Below are 18064 nucleotides of genomic sequence, written 5' to 3' on the forward strand. Positions count from 1 at the left end.
CGGCGAAACTGTTGCTCGTTACCCGCAACGCGCAGCCGATCGCCGAGGGCGATCGCGCCAACCCCGCGCACGGAGTGCTGTGGGGCCTGGGCCGCACCATCGCCCTGGAGCACCCCGAAATTTGGCGCGGCATTATCGATTTGGACGAATCGATGCCGGCCGAGCTGGCGGCGCCGAAGATACTGGGCGAAGTCACCGGCACCGATGGCGAAGACCAGGTCGTTTACCGGTGTGGCGGTCGCCACGTGCCCCGCTTGCAACGCCGCACGGCGCCTGACGTGGCGCCGGTGACGCTGGACCCCAACAGCAGTCAACTCGTCATCGGCGCGACTGGTAACATCGGCCCGTACTTGATCCGTCAGCTGGCGCAGATGGGCGCCAAGACCGTTGTCGCGGTGTCGCGCAATCCCGGACAGCGACTCCAAGAACTGGCTGAAAGTCTTGCCGCAGAAGGGACCAACCTCGTCATCGAAGCTGCTGATGCCACCGACGAAGCAGCGATGACAGCGCTGTTCGACCGGTTCGGTGCCGACTTGCCGCGCCTCGAGGGGATCTACCTAGCGGCCTTTGCCGGCGGACCGGTCCTGCTCAACGAAATGACCGATGACGACGTGCGCGCCATGTTTGCACCCAAGCTCGACGCCGCGGCCCTGCTGCACCGGTTGTCGCTGAAGGTCCCGGCGCGCCACTTCGTCTTGTTCTCCTCCATCTCCGGCCTGATCGGCTCACGCTGGCTCGCCCACTACACCGCCACCAGCGGCTACCTCGACGCACTGGCCTACGCACGCCACGCCCTGGGGTTGCCGGCCACCACGGTCAACTGGGGCCTGTGGAAGTCCCTCGCCGACGCCGAGCACGACGCCAGCCAGGTCAGCGTGGGATCCGGACTACTGCCGATGCAGGACGACGTCGCCATCGGCACACTGCCGCTGCTGATGAACCAAGCCGCCGGAGTGCATTCCGTTGTGGTCGAAGCGGATTGGCCGCTGCTGGCCGCCGCCTACCGAACCCGGGGGTCCCTGCACATCGTTGACGACCTGCTGCGCGATTTCGCGGAGGCTTCGACGATTCCGGCGCGAGATTGGTCGCACCTGTCGGCGCAGGAAGTGCGCACCGAGTTTGAAGCGGGGCTACGCAAGATAGTCGCCCGCGAGCTGCGGGTTTCGGAGTCAGATCTGGAAACCGACCGGCCGCTTGCCGAACTGGGGCTCAATTCCCTGATGGCGATGGCGATTCGGCGCGAGGCCGAGATGTTCGTGGGTATCGAGTTGTCGGCAACCATGCTGTTCAATCACCCGACTGTCGCATCACTTGCCAGCTATCTCGCTAACCGTGTTGCGCCACAAGATAATTTAAGTAACGACCAGATGGCCGAATTGTCCGCTTCAGCGGGAAGCACATTGGACAGCCTGTTCGACCGCATCGAGTCGTCTTCACTGCTCCCGGAGGGCCCTGGGTAATGCGATCTGTGTACAGCCGCATCTCGAGTATGACGGCTCAGCAGCGTGCTGCCCTGTCCGAGGAGTTCTCCCGGGCCTCACGCACCACCACGGCAGAGCCCGTGGCGGTCGTGGGTATCGGCTGCCGTTTTCCGGGGAACGTAACGGGCCCCGACAGCTTCTGGGACCTGTTGGTCGAAGGCGGCAACGCCATCTCGGGGATTCCCGCGGAGCGCTGGGACGCGGACGACTATTACCACCCCGACCCGTTGACGCCCGGGCACATGACCACCAAGTGGGGCGCCTTCGTAGCAGACATCGCCGGATTCGACGCCGAATTCTTCGGCATCACCCCGCGCGAAGCGGCGTCGATGGACCCGCAACAGCGGATGCTGCTCGAGGTCACCTGGGAAGCCCTCGAACATGCCGGCATTCCAACGGAATCCCTCGCCGGCACGCGAACCGCGGTCATGATGGGCGTCTACTTCAACGAGTACCAATCCATGTTGGCGTCCAGCCGCGAAAACGTGGACGCCTACACCGGAACCGGCAACTCGCACAGCATCACCGCCGGGCGGATCTCCTACCTGCTGGGGCTGCGTGGCCCGGCCGCGGCAATCGACACGGCCTGCTCGTCGTCCTTGTCGGCGATCCACCTGGCGTGCCAAAGCCTGCGCCTGCGCGAAACCGATCTGGCACTGGCGGGCGGGGTCAGCGCGACCCTGCGCCCGGAGACCCAGATCGCCATCTCGGCGTGGGGTCTGCTCTCACCGGAAGGCCGGTGCGCCACCTTCGATGCGGCCGCCGACGGGTTCGTCCGTGGTGAAGGTGCCGGGGTTGTGGTGCTCAAGCGTCTTACCGACGCGCTACGTGACCAGGATCAGATACTGGCGGTGGTGCGCGGTTCCGCGGTCAACCAGGACGGGCGCTCCAACGGCATCACGGCACCGAACACGGCCGCCCAGTGCGATGTGATCGCCGACGCGTTGCGCTCGGCCGATGTCGCGCCGGAGAGTGTGCACTACGTGGAGACCCACGGCACCGGAACCCAACTCGGGGACCCGATCGAGTTCGAGGCGCTGGCGGCCACCTATGGCCTCATCAAAGGCCAGGATGGCGACTCGTGCGCGCTGGGAGCCGTCAAGACCAACATCGGTCACCTCGAGGCCGCATCCGGCGTGGCCGGGTTCATCAAGGCGGTACTGGCCGTGCAACACGGCCAAATCCCCCCGAACCTGCACTTCTCACAATGGAATCCGGCCATCGACGCGGCATCGACGCGGCTTTTCGTTCCGCTCGACAACATTGCTTGGCCGTCAGATTCGGGTCCACGACGGGCGGCGGTTTCCTCCTTCGGCCTGGGCGGGACGAATGCGCATGCAATCGTCGAGCAGGGTCCGGAACTGTCGCCAGCCAACCGGCGCGGCACCGACGATGAGGTCACGACGCTGGTGGTGGCGGGTAAGACGCCGGCGCGGGTGGCTGCTACGGCCGGGATGCTGGCCGATTGGATGGAGGGCCCGGGCGCCGAGGTGGCGCTGGCCGATGTGGCCCACACGCTCAACCATCACCGTTCCCAGCAGGCCAGGTTCGGCACCGTGGTCGCCCGGGAACGCGCCCAAGCGGTGGCCGGACTACGCGCGCTGGCCGCCAACCAACACGCCCCCGGCGTGGTCAATCCAGCCGACGCCCCGCCCGAGCCGGGCACCGTGTTCGTCTACTCCGGCCGCGGATCGCAGTGGGCCGAAATGGGCCGCCAACTGCTGGCCGATGAACCCGCCTTCGCCGCAGCCGTCGCCGAACTGGAACCGGTATTCGTGGCCGAAGCCGGGTTCTCCCTGCACGACGTCCTGGACAACGGAACAGAACTAGTCGGGATCGAACAGATCCAGCTAGGCCTGATCGGCATGCAGCTCACCCTCACCGAGCTGTGGCGCTCCTACGGAATCCAGCCCGACCTGGTCATCGGCCACTCCATGGGCGAGGTCGCCGCCGCCGTGGTCGCCGGAGCACTGACCCCCGCCGAAGGATTGCGGGTGACCGCCGTGCGCTCGCGGCTGATGGCCCCACTGTCCGGACAAGGCACCATGGCCCTCCTGGAGCTCGATGTGCCCCAGACCGAGGCGCTGATCGCCGACTACCCACAGGTCACGCTGGGCATCTACAACTCGCCGCGCCAGACCGTGATCTCCGGGCCCACCGACCAGATCGACGAGTTGATCACCGTCGTACGCGCCCGAGACCGTTTCGCCACCCGAGTCAACATCGAAGTGGCCCCACACAACCCGGCCATGGATGCGCTGCAACCCCAGATGCGTTCGGAACTAGCGGATCTGGCGCCGCGGACCCCAACAATCCCGATCATCTCCACCACCTACGCGGACCTGGGCGCCGCCCGCGAATCCGGCCCGACCTTCGACGCCGAGCACTGGGCCATCAACATGCGCAACCCAGTGCACTTCCAACAAGCCATCACCGCAGCGGCAACCGACAAGCACAACTTCATCGAAATCAGCGCACACCCGCTGTTGACCCAAGCGATCCTGGAAACCCTGCACACCGTGCAGCCCGGAAGCAAATACACCAGCCTGGGGACCCTGCAACGCGACAGCGACGACACCATCGTCTTTCGCACCAACCTCAACACCGTGCGCACCGCCCCACCCCAAACCCCCCACCCCCCCGAACCACACCCCCAAATCCCCACAACACCTTGGCACCACACCCACCACTGGATCGACAACGCGGCCTCGAGTTCACCCGCGCTGTCGCGGTCGGAGTCTCGAGACGGTACCGGGGCTGCGTTGGATACCCGCTGGTCACCGGAGAGCGGCAGCCTCCTCGACGAGTGGTCCCACAAGGTTGTGTGGGCGGCGCAGTCCTTGCCGGACACGCCGAGTGCGCAGACCGCGGTCAACGGCCGGTGGCTGGTGCTGGGCAATGCCGACCTGGCCGCCGAACTGGGTCGTGGCGCGGACGTGCTGGACAGCGATAGCGAGCCGGCCGCGTTGGCCCGGGCGCTCAGCGATGTCGACTACGTGCTCTACGCGCCGCCGGTCCCCGCCGACCCGCTCGATGTCGGAGAGGCCTACCAGCTGTTCCACCAGGTGCGCCGCCTCGCCACGGCGATGATCGCCAACGGCTCACCGGCCAAGTTGCTCATCGCCACCCGTAACTCCCAGCCGATCGCCGAAGGCGATCCCGCGAACCCCAGCCATGGCGTGTTGTGGGGTCTGGGCCGCACCATAACCCTCGAGCACCCCGAAATCTGGGGCGCAATCATTGATTTCGACAACTCGGTGCCGGCCCAGGTGGTCGCGCGCCAGGTGTTGGACGAAGCCGACGCCACCGACTCGGAGGACCAGGTGGTCTACCGGTCGGGGGTGCGCCACGTTCCCCGGTTGCGCAGACACTCCCTCGCCGCGCAACCGGTCGCGCTGGATGCCGGCGCTAGCCAATTGGTGATCGGCGCCACCGGTAACATCGGGCCGCACCTGATCAACCAGCTCGCCGAGATGGGCGCCAAGACCATCGTCGCCGTATCGCGCAATCCCGGTCAGCGGCTGCAGAAGTTGGCTGAAAACCTTGGCGCAGAAGGGGTTAACCTCGTCATCGCGGCCGCTGATGCCACCGATGAAGCCGCGATGACCGCGTTGTTCGACCGGTTCGGTGCCGACTTGCCACCGCTGGAAGGCATCTATCTGGCCGCCTTCGCGGGCCAGCCCGTGCTGCTCACCGAGATGACAAACGACGACGTGACGGCCATGTTTGCGCCCAAACTCGACGCCGCTGCCCTACTGCACCGGTTGTCGCTGAAGGTCCCGGTCCGTCACTTCGTCTTGTTCTCCTCCATCTCCGGCCTGATCGGCTCACGCTGGCTAGCCCACTACACCGCCACCAGCGGCTACCTCGACGCACTGGCTTACGCGCGCCGGGTGATGGGGTTGCCGGCCACCACGGTCAACTGGGGCCTGTGGAAGTCCCTCGCCGACGCCGAACACGATGCCAGCCAGGTCAGCCTCGGCTCCGGGCTGGTGCCCATGCAGGACGACGTCGCCATCGGCGCATTGCCGCTGGTGATGAGCCAAGCCGCCGGAGTGCATTCGGTAGTCGTGGCGGCGGATTGGCCGCTGCTGGCCGCCGCCTACCGAACCCGCGGGTCGCTGCGCATCGTCGATGATGTGCTGCCGGTCTCGGACGAGACGACGGTGCTGGAAAGCGAATTCCGTGTCGCCCTGCGCAACTGTGCACCGGAGCGTCGCCACGACATGCTGCACGACCAGGTGGCAATGCTTGCCGCCAACGTGATGGGTTTACATGCGGGCGAATCGCTGGATCCCTCCACGGGCTTCTTCCAGCTCGGGATGGACTCATTGATGAGCGTGACGCTGCAGCGGGCGCTGTCGGACAGCCTCGGCGAGTTCCTGCCGCCGTCGGTGGTTTTCGACTACCCGACCGTTTACAGCCTTACCGACTATCTGGCGACTATCCTGCCCGAGCTGGAGACCGACGATGAGTCGACAGCCGATGTTTACGACGAACTGACCGAAGCCGAACTATTGGAACAGCTTTCGCAGAGGCTGCGAGGAACCTGATGACTGCGACACCGGACCGCAGAGCGGTCATAACCGATGCGCTGCGCAAGATCGATGACCTCAGCGCGCGCCTGGAAATCGCCGAAAAGGCGGGCACCGAGCCAATCGCAGTGGTTGGCATGGGGTGCCGATTCCCTGGTGGAGTCGACAACCCGGAACAGTTTTGGGACTTGCTGCACGAAGGCCGCAGCGGCATCGTCCGGGTTCCCTCCCAGCGGTGGGACGCCGACGCCCTCTACACCGACGACCACACCCTTGCGGGAACGATCTGTAATCGCGAAGGCGGCTTCCTCTCGACATGGGAGCCTAGTGAATTCGATGCGGAATTCTTCTCCATCCCGCCGCGCGAGGCGGCGGCGATGGACCCGCAACAACGGTTGTTCCTCGAAGTTGCCTGGGAAGCCCTGGAAAACGCGGGAATCCCGCCGCAGACCATTCGCGGCACCCAGACCGGGGTTTTCGTCGGCGTAACGGCCTATGACTACATGCTGATGATGTCGGGCGCCGTGCGAGCCGAAGAACTGGACGCCTACCTGCTCACCGGGAACTCGGCGAACTTCGCTGCCGGACGAACCGCCTATCTGCTCGGGGCCCGGGGTCCCGCCGTGGTCCTGGACACGGCGTGCTCGTCGTCGTTGGTGGCCGTCCACCTGGCCTTCCAAAGCCTGCGCTGGCGCGAAACCGACATGGCCTTGGTCGGCGGGACCAACCTGCTGCTCAGCCCCGGAACCAGCATCGCCTGCTCCCGGTGGGGCATGCTGTCGCCGGAGGGGCAATGCAAGACCTTCGACGCGGACGCCGACGGGTACGTGCGCAGCGAAGGCGCTGGCGTGGTGGTGCTCAAGCGGTTGTCCGACGCGCAGCGCGACGGCAATCGGATCCTCGCCGTGGTGCGCGGTTCGGCGGTCAACCAGGACGGCGCCAGCAGTGGCGTGACGGTTCCCAATGGCCCGGCCCAGCAAGCGCTGCTGGCGCAGGCGCTCGATTCGGCCAAGTTGACGCCGGCCGACATCGACTACATCGAGGCGCACGGAACCGGCACTCCCCTCGGCGACCCGATCGAACTCGACTCGCTGAGTAAGGTTTTCGCCGATCGGGAGGGCCGCGAGCCGCTGGTGCTCGGCGCGGTCAAGACCAACCTCGGCCACCTGGAGGCCGCGGCCGGGATCGCCGGATTCATGAAGTCGGTGCTGGCCGTCGGACACGGCCGTATTCCACGCAACTTGAACTTCCGCCAGCTCACTCCCCACGCCAGTGAAGGCGTGTCTCGGCTGACCATTGCCACCGAGGAAATGGAATGGCCGGCGACCGATCAACCGCGCCGGGCCGGCGTGTCGTCGTTCGGTGTCAGCGGGACCAATGCGCACGTGGTGATCGAGCAGGCCCCGGATCCGGCGCCGGTGCCGCGAGACGCTGCTCCGGCGGTGTCGACGCTGGTGGTGTCGGGTAAGACGGCGCAGCGGGTGGCCGCAACGGCCGCTGCGCTGGCCGATTGGATGGAAGGCCCCGGTAGCGAGGTGCCACTGAGCGATGTGGCCCACACGCTCAACCATCACCGCGCCCGCCAACCCAAATTTGCCACGGTGGCCGCCGTCGACCGCGAGCAAGCCATCACGGGGTTGCGTGCGCTGGCCGCCGGCGAGCCGGCCACCGGCGTAGTCGGCTGCCCCGAGAAACCGCTCGGGCCCGGCACCGTGTTCGTGTACTCGGGTCGCGGGTCGCAGTGGGCCGGAATGGGCCGTCAACTTCTCGCCGACGAACCCGCATTCGCCGCGGCGATCGCCGAACTGGAACCGGTGTTCCTGGCCGAGGCCGGGTTTTCGCTCCACGACGTGATCGCCGACGGAAAAGAACTGGAAGGCATCCAACAGATCCAGCTGGGTCTGATCGGGATGCAGTTGGCGCTCACCGCGCTGTGGCGCCACTACGGGGTTACACCCGATCTGGTGATCGGCCATTCCATGGGTGAAGTGGCAGCCGCGGTGGTGGCCGGTGCCTTGACACCGGCCGAGGGCCTGCGGGTGACCGCGACCCGGGCCCGGCTGATGGCACCGCTGTCGGGCCAGGGCACCATGGCGATGCTCGAACTGGACGCCACGGCTACCGCGGCACTGATCGCTGGCTACCCCGAGGTCACGTTGGCCATCTACGCCTCGCCACGCCAAACCGTCATCGCGGGCCCGCCCCAGATGATCGACGAACTCATCGAGCAGGTACGCGCGCAGAACCGCTTCGCCGGCCGGGTCAATATCGAAGTGGCCCCGCACAACCCGGCGATGGATGCCCTGCAGCCCCTGATGCGGTCCGAGTTGGCCGACCTCACCCCACGGCCGCCCTCCATTCCGATCATCTCAACCACCTATGAGGATCTGGAAAGTCGCCCGGCCTTCGACGCCGAGCACTGGGCCACCAACATGCGCAACCCGGTGCGCTTCCAGCAGGCCATCACCCATGCCTTCAACGGCGCCGACACCGCCCACCACACCTTCATCGAGATCAGCGCACACCCGCTGTTGACACACGCCATCAGCGAGACCCTGGCCGCAAGCCAGGACAGCTCCCAAGGCGAAACCGATTCCGGTGCGAGTTATCTGAGCATCGGCACCCTGCAGCGCGATGCGCATGACACCCTGACGTTCCACACCAACTTCAACGCGACCCACACCACCCGCGGACCCCAGACGCCGCACCCTGCCGAACCGCACCCGGTGCTCCCCACCACCCCCTGGCAACACGGCCAGCACTGGATTTCCAGCACGACCGCGTCTCGCTATGCGACCGGATCCCACCCACTGCTCGGCATCGGTGTCACCGATCCCACCAATGGCACCCGGGTATGGGAATCCCAGCTGGGTCCGGATCTGCTGTGGCTCGGAGATCACGTCATCGACGACCTTTGCGTGCTGCCGGGGTCGGCCTACGCCGAGGTCGCGCTGGCAGCAGCGATGGACACCTTCAAAGACGCTGAAGGCGACCAGGGTTCGGCAGACCCAGCCGGCCCGGACGGTTCGGTGGCCTCAAACGCGCATCAGCCCTGGGTGATTCGTGAACTGAGCCTCCATCAACTGCTCCACGTCACCGACGGCACCGAACTTGTCACCACCCTCACCGGGGACGAGCACACCTGCCGGATCGAAATCAGCACCCAAAGCGGCGCTTCGGGGTGGGTCAAGCACGCCTCCGCGACACTCGCGCGCCACGACGCCTCCGATAGCGACGCACCGCGACCGGCGGTCGAGGAAGCGGGCGCCCCAACCGACGAACTCGACCCGGAGCAGCTCTATCAGCGGCTCCGCGGTGCCGGGCAACAGCACGGACCCGCGTTTCGCGGAATCGTCGGCCTCGCCGTCACCGAGTCGGGTGCGGCCCGTGCGGAAGTGCGGCTCCCCTCTTCGGCCAGGATCGGTTACCGCGGCTTCGCGCTACACCCGGTGATGATGGATATCGCGGTGCAGACCCTCGGGGCCACCCGGATGGCCCTCGAACTCGCCGAACAGCAGGATTCTGGCCACACCCTGGTGCTGCCAATACGTTTCGCGGGTATCCACGTGTACGGCGACATCGCCGAGGGAGTCCGCGCGATCGGCTCGCTCGCCGCCACCGATCGCCCGGATCGCCTCGTGGGCCGAGTGACCCTGGTTGATCCCGATGGCCAGCCGCTGCTGGTCATCGACGAGGTGGAGATGGCGGTGCTGGGGTCCAGCGCCAGCCCGACCGAACTCACCAGCCGCCTGTTCACTCTGGAATGGGAGCCAAAACCCCTCGACCAAACCGCCGCCACACCCGGTGCCGTGTTGTTGATCGGTGACCTCGGCGCCGACGACCGGCTGTTGCCGGCCCTGCAGACGTCGCTGACCGGCAGCGCCGCCGAGCTGGACGTCGTGTCGCCGGCCGACGCAGCCAAGCTGCGCGCGGCCATCACCCGAACCGATGTCCGGTGGCAAGACATCGTCGTGGTTTGTCCGCCACGGGCCGTCGATGAGGCCCTGCCGCAGGACGCTCAACTGAACCTGACCCAGCAGCGCACGCTGATGATCGCCGACGTGGCACAGACCGTGACGCGGATGGGGGCCCGGAACAGCCCACGACTGTGGATCGTCACCCGGGGCGCACAACAACTTAGTCCGGCCGACGAGGTCACCCTGGCACAGACACAGCTTCGAGGAATCGCGCGCGTGCTCACCTTCGAGCACCCGGAACTCAAGACCACCCTCGTCGACATCGAGGGCGACGGCGAGGGCTCACTTGCCGCCCTGACCCAAGAGTTGCTCGCCGGCGCGGACGACGACGAAATCTCGCTTCGGGACGGACAACGCTATGTCCACCGACTGGTGGCCGCACCGACGGTTGGCACCGGCGATCTCGAACTCGAATCTCGCCGCACCGTGGTAAATCTGGACGCCGGCGGGGCGGTACAGCTGCGGACCGATCAACCCGGACGGCTGGACTCGCTGACCGTGCATCAGGTGAAACGATGCCGGCCTCAAGGCGATCAGGTGGAGGTTCGTGTCGCCGCCGCCGGGCTCAACTTCAGCGATGTGCTCAAGGCGATGGGCGTCTACCCGGGACTCGACGGTGCGGCTCCGGTGATCGGCGGCGAGTGTGTCGGCTACGTGACTGCCATCGGCGACGACGTCGACTCGCTCGAGATCGGGCAGCGCGTGATCGCCTTCGGCCCAGGCACATTCGGATCGCATCTGGGCACGATTGCCGATCTCGTCGTCCCGATCCCCGACACGTTGCCCGATAACGAGGCGGCCACCTTCGGCATCGCCTATCTCACCGCGTGGCACTCGTTGTGCGAGGTCGGGCGGCTGTCCCCCGGCGAACGCGTGCTGATCCACTCCGCCACCGGCGGGGTCGGAATGGCAGCGGTGTCGATCGCGAAGATGATCGGCGCGCGCATCTACACGACGGCCGGCTCGGATGCCAAACGCGAAATGCTGTCCAGCCTGGGCGTCGACTACGTCGGCGACTCGCGCACCGTGGACTTCGCCGACGAAATTCTGGAGCTCACAGACGGCTACGGTGTCGACATCGTTCTCAACTCGCTGGCCGGCGAGGCGATTCAGCGCGGCGTGCAGATACTGGCCCCTGGCGGCCGGTTTATCGAACTGGGCAAGAAGGACGTCCACGCCAACGCCAACCTGGGATTGGCCGCGCTGGCGAAGAGCGCGTCGTTCTCGGTGGTTGACCTGGACCTGAATCTGAAGCTGCAGCCGGCCAAGTACCGCGAACTTCTGCAGGAAATACTCGAGCATGTGGCCGATGGCACGCTGGAAGTGCTTCCGGTCACCGAATTCGGTCTGCGCGATGCGGCCGACGGATTTCGGCTCATGGCCTCCGGTAAGCACACCGGCAAGATCGTCATCTCGATCCCCGATGGCGGCACTGTCGAGGCGATCGCCTCGCCGCCACCGGAGCCGTTGGTCAGCCCGGAGGGCGGCTACCTCATCGTGGGCGGCATGGGCGGTTTGGGTTTCGTGGTCGCGCGGTGGCTGGCCGAGCAGGGCGCGGGTTTGATTGTGCTGAACGGACGTTCGGAGCCCAGCGACGACGTTCGGGCGGCCATCGCGGATCTGAGCTCCGGTGGCACCCGGATCGAGGTCGTCACCGGCGACATCGCCGAGCCCGGCACCGCCGAACGGCTGGTGCAGACGGTGCAGAACAACGGCTTCCGGCTGGCCGGAGTCCTGCACAGCGCGATGGTGCTCGACGACGAGATTGTCTTGAACATGTCGGAATCGGCCGCGCGCCGGGTGTTCACTCCGAAAGTCGCCGGTAGCTGGCGGCTGCACGAGGCCACCGCCGACCTCGACCTCGATTGGTGGCTGACCTTCTCGTCGGTGGCTTCCCTGCTCGGGGCGCCCGGTCAGGGTTCCTACGCCGCCGCGAACTCGTTCGTCGACGGCCTGGTCGCCTATCGCCGTTCGCTCGGACTGCCCGCCGTGGGAATCAACTGGGGCCCGTGGGCCGAAGTCGGCCGCGCCCAGTTCTTCGCCGACCTCGGTGTCTCGATGATCACCGTCGAGCAGGGACTGGCGGCAATGCAGCTGGTGCTATCGGCAGAACGGGCACGCACCGGCGTGTTCATTCTCGACGCCCGGCAGTGGTTCCAATCCTTCCCGGCCGCAGCGGGTTCGTCGCTGTTCTCGAAGCTGCAGGAGTCGACCACGCCGGAACGCCGTGCTGGCGGCGCGATCCGTGCGGAATTGGATGCGTTGGAGGGTGCGGCCGCCGCCGAGCGCCCCGCCCGGCTCGCGGCCGCGATCGCCGGCGAGATCCGGGCGGTGCTGCGCTCAACCGAGCCGATCGACGTCGACCGGCCGATGGAGTCCCTCGGTCTGGACTCGCTGATGGCCCTCGAGTTGCGCAACAGGCTCGAAGCGAGCCTGGGCACCACGTTGCCGGCGGCTTTGGTCTGGGCATACCCGACCATCACCGATCTTGCCGGCGCATTGTGCGAACGCCTGGGCTATGCGCAGCTAGCCGATGTCGAGCAGACGCCCGACGCGGAGGCGGCACTGTCGGACGAAGAAATGGAATTGCTGTCCGACCTCGTGGCAGCAAGCGAGCTGGAAACGGCAACGGGGAGCAGCGAGTAATGACAAGTCTTGCCGAACGCGCGGCACAGATGTCACCGAAGGCGCGCGAGGTCCTCGCGCGTGAACTTGTGCGGGCGGGAACGGCGTTCCCGACGGATATCGCCGAGCCGGTGGCAGTGGTTGGGATCGGTTGCCGGTTGCCGGGGAATGTCTCGGGGCCGGACAGCTTTTGGCAGCTGCTGGTAGACGGCAGGGACGCCGTCGACGAGGTGCCGGCCGATCGATGGGACGCGGACGCGTTCTATGACCCCGATCCGCGGGCACCGGGGCGGATGACGACGAAGTGGGGCGGATTCATCGACGACGTCGCCGGGTTCGACGCCGACTTCTTCGGCATCACCCCGCGCGAGGCCGTGGCAATGGACCCCCAGCAGCGGGTGCTGCTCGAAGTTGCCTGGGAAGCTCTCGAGCATGCCGGCCTGCCACCGGATTCGCTGAGCGGCACCCGAACCGCGGCGGTGATGGGGTTGTCGGCGTGGGACTACACGATCGTGAACCTCGAGCGTCGCGCCGAGATCGACGCGTACGTCAGCACCGGCAATCCGCACAGTGCCGCGGTGGGGCGGATTTCCTATTTGTTGGGACTGCGCGGCCCAGCCGTGGCCGTGGACACCGCGTGTTCGTCGTCTCTGGTGGCTCTGCACTTGGCTTGCCAGAGCCTGCGATTGCGCGAAAGTGACGTGGCGCTCGCGGGTGGGGTTCAGCTCATGCTGTCACCGTTCACCAGCATCGCGCTGTCCAAGTGGTCCGCCCTGTCACCGACCGGCCGGTGTAAAACCTTCGACGCCTTGGCCGACGGGTTTGTCCGCAGTGAAGGCTGCGGGGTCGTGGTGCTCAAGCGGTTGGTCGACGCCGTCCGCGATGGCGACCGCGTGCTCGCAGTGGTCCGGGGCTCGGCGATCAACCAAGACGGTCGATCCAACGGCATGACCGCGCCGAACGCGGCAGCGCAGCGTGATGTGATCGGCACGGCGTTGAAGCTGGCCGATGCGACCGCCGACAGCGTCAACTATGTCGAGACCCACGGCACTGGAACGGTGTTGGGCGATCCCATCGAATTCGAGGCGCTCGCGGCCACCTATGGCCTTGGCAAAGACAAGGGTGCGGACTCGTGCGCCCTGGGGTCGGTGAAGACCAACCTCGGTCACCTCGAGGCGGCCGCCGGGATTACCAGTTTCATCAAGGCGACGCTGGCGGTGGCGCACGGATACATTCCGCCCAATCTGCACTTTTCCCGATGGAATCCGGCCATCGACGCATCGTCAACCCGGCTGTTCGTGCCCACGCAGGGCGCGCAATGGCCCGCCGGCCTGCGCAGGGCGGCCGTTTCCTCGTTCGGCCTGAGCGGGACGAATGCGCACGTGGTGCTCGAGCAGCCCCCGGCGCCCGCGCCGAAGGATCAGCCCCGTTCCGGGTTGTCGGCGTTGGTCGTCTCGGGCAAGACGCCCCAGCGGGTGGCCGCGATGGCGTCCGCCCTGGCCGACTGGGTGGACGGACCGGGAGCCCAGACGCCGCTGGCCGATGTGGCACACACGCTCAACCACCATCGGGCCCGCCATGGCAAGTTCGGCGCCGTGGTTGCGCGTGATCGAGCCGGCGCGGTCGAGGGACTGCGGGCACTGGCCGCCGGCCAGACTGGCCCCGGAGTCCTGGGCTGCCAGGACGTCCAAAACCAGCCGGGCACCGTGTTCGTGTACTCCGGACAGGGCTCGCAGTGGGTTGGCATGGGCAGGCAGTTGTTGGCCGACGAGCCGTCATTCGCCGCAGCCATCGCCGAGCTGGAGCCCGATTTCGTTGCCCAGGCCGGCTTTTCGCTGCAGCAGACCCTCGCCGAGGGCCGCGAGGTGGCCGGCATCGACCGCATCCAGCCGGTGCTGGTGGGTATCCAACTGGCACTGACCGCACTGTGGCGCTCCTACGGCGTGACACCCGACGCGGTGGTGGGCCACTCGATGGGCGAGGTGTCCGCCGCCGTGGTAGCCGGGGCTTTGACACCGGCGGACGGGTTCAAAGTCATCGCCACCCGCTCGCGACTGATGGCGCGGCTAGCCGGCCAGGGCGCGATGGCCCTGTTGGAACTCGACTCCGATGCCGCCGAGGCTCTGATAGCCGACTACCCGCAGGTGACGCTGGCCGTGCACGCCTCGCCGCACCAGTCGGTGGTGGCCGGCCCGCCCGAGTCGGTGGACGCCGTGATCGCCGCGGTGGCCGGCCAGAATCGGCTAGCCCGACGGATCGAGGTCGATGTCGCCTCGCATCACCCCATCATCGATCCAATCCTGCCCGACTTGCGAAGCGCGCTAGCGGATTTGACTCCCCAGCCGCCCGCCATCCCGATGATCACGACCACCTGCGAGCAGCCTCAGCCGGTGCTCGACGCCGACTACTGGGCGGCCAACCTGCGCAATCCGGTGCGGTTCCACCAGGCCATCACCACCGCCGGCGCGCAACATCACACCTTTGTCGAGATCAGCCCCCACCCGCTGCTGACGCATGCCATCACCGACACGTTGGCCGCAGCCGAGAGCCGAACCCGACTGATAACCGCCACCTTGCAACGCGACGGAGACGACGCCATCACCTTCCACACAAACCTGGCGGCGGTCGGCAAAAAGCCCGCCGACGCTGTCACTGGTCAACTCGCCGACATCCCGGTGACGCCCTGGCAGCACACCCAATTCTGGGTCGAGGATCGGTCCGGGATGTCTGAATTGGTGGCTGCCCACCCGTTGCTCGGCGTGCACATCGAGGTTCCCTCTGGCCACGACCACGTCTGGCAGGCCGACGTCGGAACCAAGGCTTGCCCCTGGCTCGGCGACCACAAGGTGTTCGGTCAGGCCATCATGCCGGCGGCGGGTTTCGCCGAGATCGCGTTGGCGGCGGCCAGCGAGGCTTTCGATCTGCCGGTCGATGCCCTCTCGATCAACCAGCTCGAGATCGAACAGATGCTCGATCTGGACGAGCACACTCAGGTCACAACGCAGTTGACTCGACGGGCCGACGACAAGACGCGCATCGAGATCTATTCCCGCTCCGCCAGCGGCTGGCGCCGGCATGCCGTGGCCAAGGCCGAAACGTCCACGCCGAGCGCGGCCCCGGTGCTGGAAGAACGCACGTCACGTCAGGACGAGACCGACATCAAACCGGCCGACCTGTACGCCCTGCTGCGCCAAGCCGGCCAGAACCATGGTCCGGCGTTTGCCGCCCTGACTCGCATTCTCCGACGGCCAGACGGATCCGTGGAAACCGAGATCACCCTTTCTGACGAGGCGCCCAGGCACCAGGGCTATCGCATCCACCCAGCAATGCTGGATGCGGCTCTGCAAAGTCTGGCGGCCGCCGTCCCCAACGACGAGTTCGCCGGGTCGGCCGAAGCCAGTTATCTGCCGGTGTCGTTCGAGACGTTGCGGGTGTACAGCAACCCCGGCCGGCATGCTCGCTGCCGGGCCCAGCTGACAAACCTCAACGACGGCGGCGCCGGGAAGCTGGGCCGAATCACCCTGACCGACGACGCGGGAAATGTGACCGTCGAGATCAACGACATCTACCTGCGTCGCGTCGAGCGCCGCAGTGTGCCGCTGCCGTTGGCGCAGAAGATCTTCGACACCGAGTGGGTGGAGAAATCCATCGCCGGCGCAGACCAACCCGATGCTCCCGGCAGTTGGCTGGTGCTCACCGACGCCAAGTCCAAGGCCGACGAGTTCGTCGCGCGGTGGAGCTCGCCGGAACGCCGGGTGATCACCGCAGACCTCGGCGATGAAGCCGCCATGCTCGCCGCGTTCGCCGAAACCGCAGGCGATCCCGAGCGGCTTCCCGTCGGTGTCGTCGTTTTAGTTGGGGGCGCGGGGAACAACTCCGGCGCTGCCGACGACGGCCGCATCAGCTATGACGGCCTGATCCAGTCCCGCGATACCGTCTGGCAGATCTCGACGGTCGTTCGCGCGATCGTCGGCACCTGGCATGGGCGGGCACCGCGGCTGTGGTTGGTCACCGAAGGCGGCCTCGTGGTTCACGACGAGCCGGGCCGCCCCGCGATCGGTGCGTTGCAGGGTCTGGTGCGGGTGCTGGCCTACGAGCACCCCGACCTGCGCGCCACCCTCGTGGACCTGGATACGGGTGCGGATTCGGTAACGAGGCTGGCCGGCGAACTCAGTTCGCCGCGTGACGACCCGAACTACGACGACGTCGTCGCTTGGCGAGATGGCCACCGATACGTCACCCAGCTGTGCCGCGCGATCCTCGACCCCGAACCGCAGCGCGACCCGGTCATTCGCCCGGGAGCGTCCTATATCGTCACCGGCGGTCTCGGTGGTCTCGGCTTGGTTGTCGCCCGATGGCTGGTGGACAGCGGCGCTGGCCGCGTGGTTCTCAACGGCCGCAGCGAACCCTCCGATGAGCAGCGCAAAGTTCTGGCCGAGCTGGAAAGCCGGGCAGAGGTGGTCGTGGTCTGCGGCGATTCGGCCACCGAAGGCGTGGCGGAAAGTCTGGTTGCCGCGGCCGAGGACCAGCAGCGCCAGTTGCGCGGCATCGTGCACGGAGCGGCGGTCATCGACGACAGCCTGCTGTTCTCGATGACCAAGGACAGCCTCGAACGAGTGTGGGCCCCCAAGGCCGCCGGCGCGCTGCGACTGCACGACGCAACCGCGACTCGCGAACTCGACTGGTGGCTGGGATTTTCCTCTACCGCTTCGCTGTTGGGCTCCCCCGGCCAGACCGCGTACGCGTGCGCGAGCGCGTGGCTGGACGGTTTGGTTGCGTGGCGCCGGGCCGCCGGTTTGCCGGCCGCCACCATCAACTGGGGCCCGTGGTCAGAGGTGGGCGTGGCCCAAGCGCTGGTCGGCACCCCGCTGGACCCGATCACTCCTGCCGAAGGCGTGGTGGCACTGGACGCCTTGCTCGCCGCCGAACGCAGCCGCACCGGCGTTGCGCGGCTGCGTTCGGACCGAGCGCTGATCGCCTTCCCCGAGATCCGCAACCTCGGTTACTTCACCCTGGTGGTCCAAGAACTCGACGCGGCCGGCGACGGCGGCGACTGGGCTGGTCCCGAGGCGCTCAAGGAAACGGACCCGGCCGAGGCACGTCAAGTCGTGACCGAGCGGTTGCACACGCGCATCGCCGCGGTGATGGGCTACGCTGACCGGTCGGCTGTCGATGCCACCATGCCGTTGACGGAGCTGGGTCTGGACTCTCTGATGGCGGTGCGTATCCGAAACACCGCACGAGCGGACTTCGGTGTGGAGCCGCCGGTGACACTGATTTTGCAAGGCGCGTCGTTGCATGACCTGACGGTCGACGTGATCCGCCAGCTCGACTTGGCCGGCGATGAGCAGACCCACGAACATGTCGACGTTGTTCGCGACCGGGCGCAGCAGCGCGCGGCAGCGCGACACGGAGCCGCGATGCGGCGGAAGCGAGGATAGAACCT

Annotated in this window: 3 protein-coding genes and 1 pseudogene; all 4 read left to right on the forward strand. The window is 67.0% G+C overall.

Going from position 1 to position 18064, the window contains the following annotated elements; genetic code table 11:
- Nucleotides 1-320: 320 nt before the first annotated feature.
- A pseudogene (locus G6N41_RS30200) lies at nt 321-1460 on the forward strand (beta-ketoacyl reductase); the annotation flags it as partial.
- A complete protein-coding gene (locus G6N41_RS24425) occupies nt 1460-6034 on the forward strand; it encodes a type I polyketide synthase (RefSeq protein ID WP_198965914.1) in 4575 nt (1524 codons plus the stop codon). The pseudogene G6N41_RS30200 and the gene G6N41_RS24425, both read left to right, overlap by 1 nt.
- Complete coding sequence (locus G6N41_RS24430) at nt 6031-12639, forward strand: type I polyketide synthase (RefSeq protein ID WP_198968001.1); 6609 nt, start codon at nt 6031-6033, stop codon at nt 12637-12639. Before G6N41_RS24425 ends, G6N41_RS24430 begins: the two co-directional genes overlap by 4 nt.
- Nucleotides 12639-18059 (forward strand): type I polyketide synthase, encoded by a 5421-nt coding sequence (locus tag G6N41_RS24435; RefSeq protein ID WP_198965915.1) that lies wholly within the window; start codon nt 12639-12641, stop codon nt 18057-18059. Before G6N41_RS24430 ends, G6N41_RS24435 begins: the two co-directional genes overlap by 1 nt.
- Nucleotides 18060-18064: the final 5 nt, after the last annotated feature.

The sequence above is a fragment of the Mycobacterium shottsii genome, assembly GCF_010728525.1.
Taxonomy (GTDB): Bacteria; Actinomycetota; Actinomycetes; order Mycobacteriales; family Mycobacteriaceae; genus Mycobacterium; species Mycobacterium marinum.

Bases quoted from the DNA above. Each gene is read 5' to 3' on its own strand.
- G6N41_RS24425 (WP_198965914.1), top strand. From the start codon at position 1,460: ATGCGATCTGTGTACAGCCGCATCTCGAGTATGACGGCTCAGCAGCGT.
- G6N41_RS24435 (WP_198965915.1), top strand. From the start codon at position 12,639: ATGACAAGTCTTGCCGAACGCGCGGCACAGATGTCACCGAAGGCGCGC.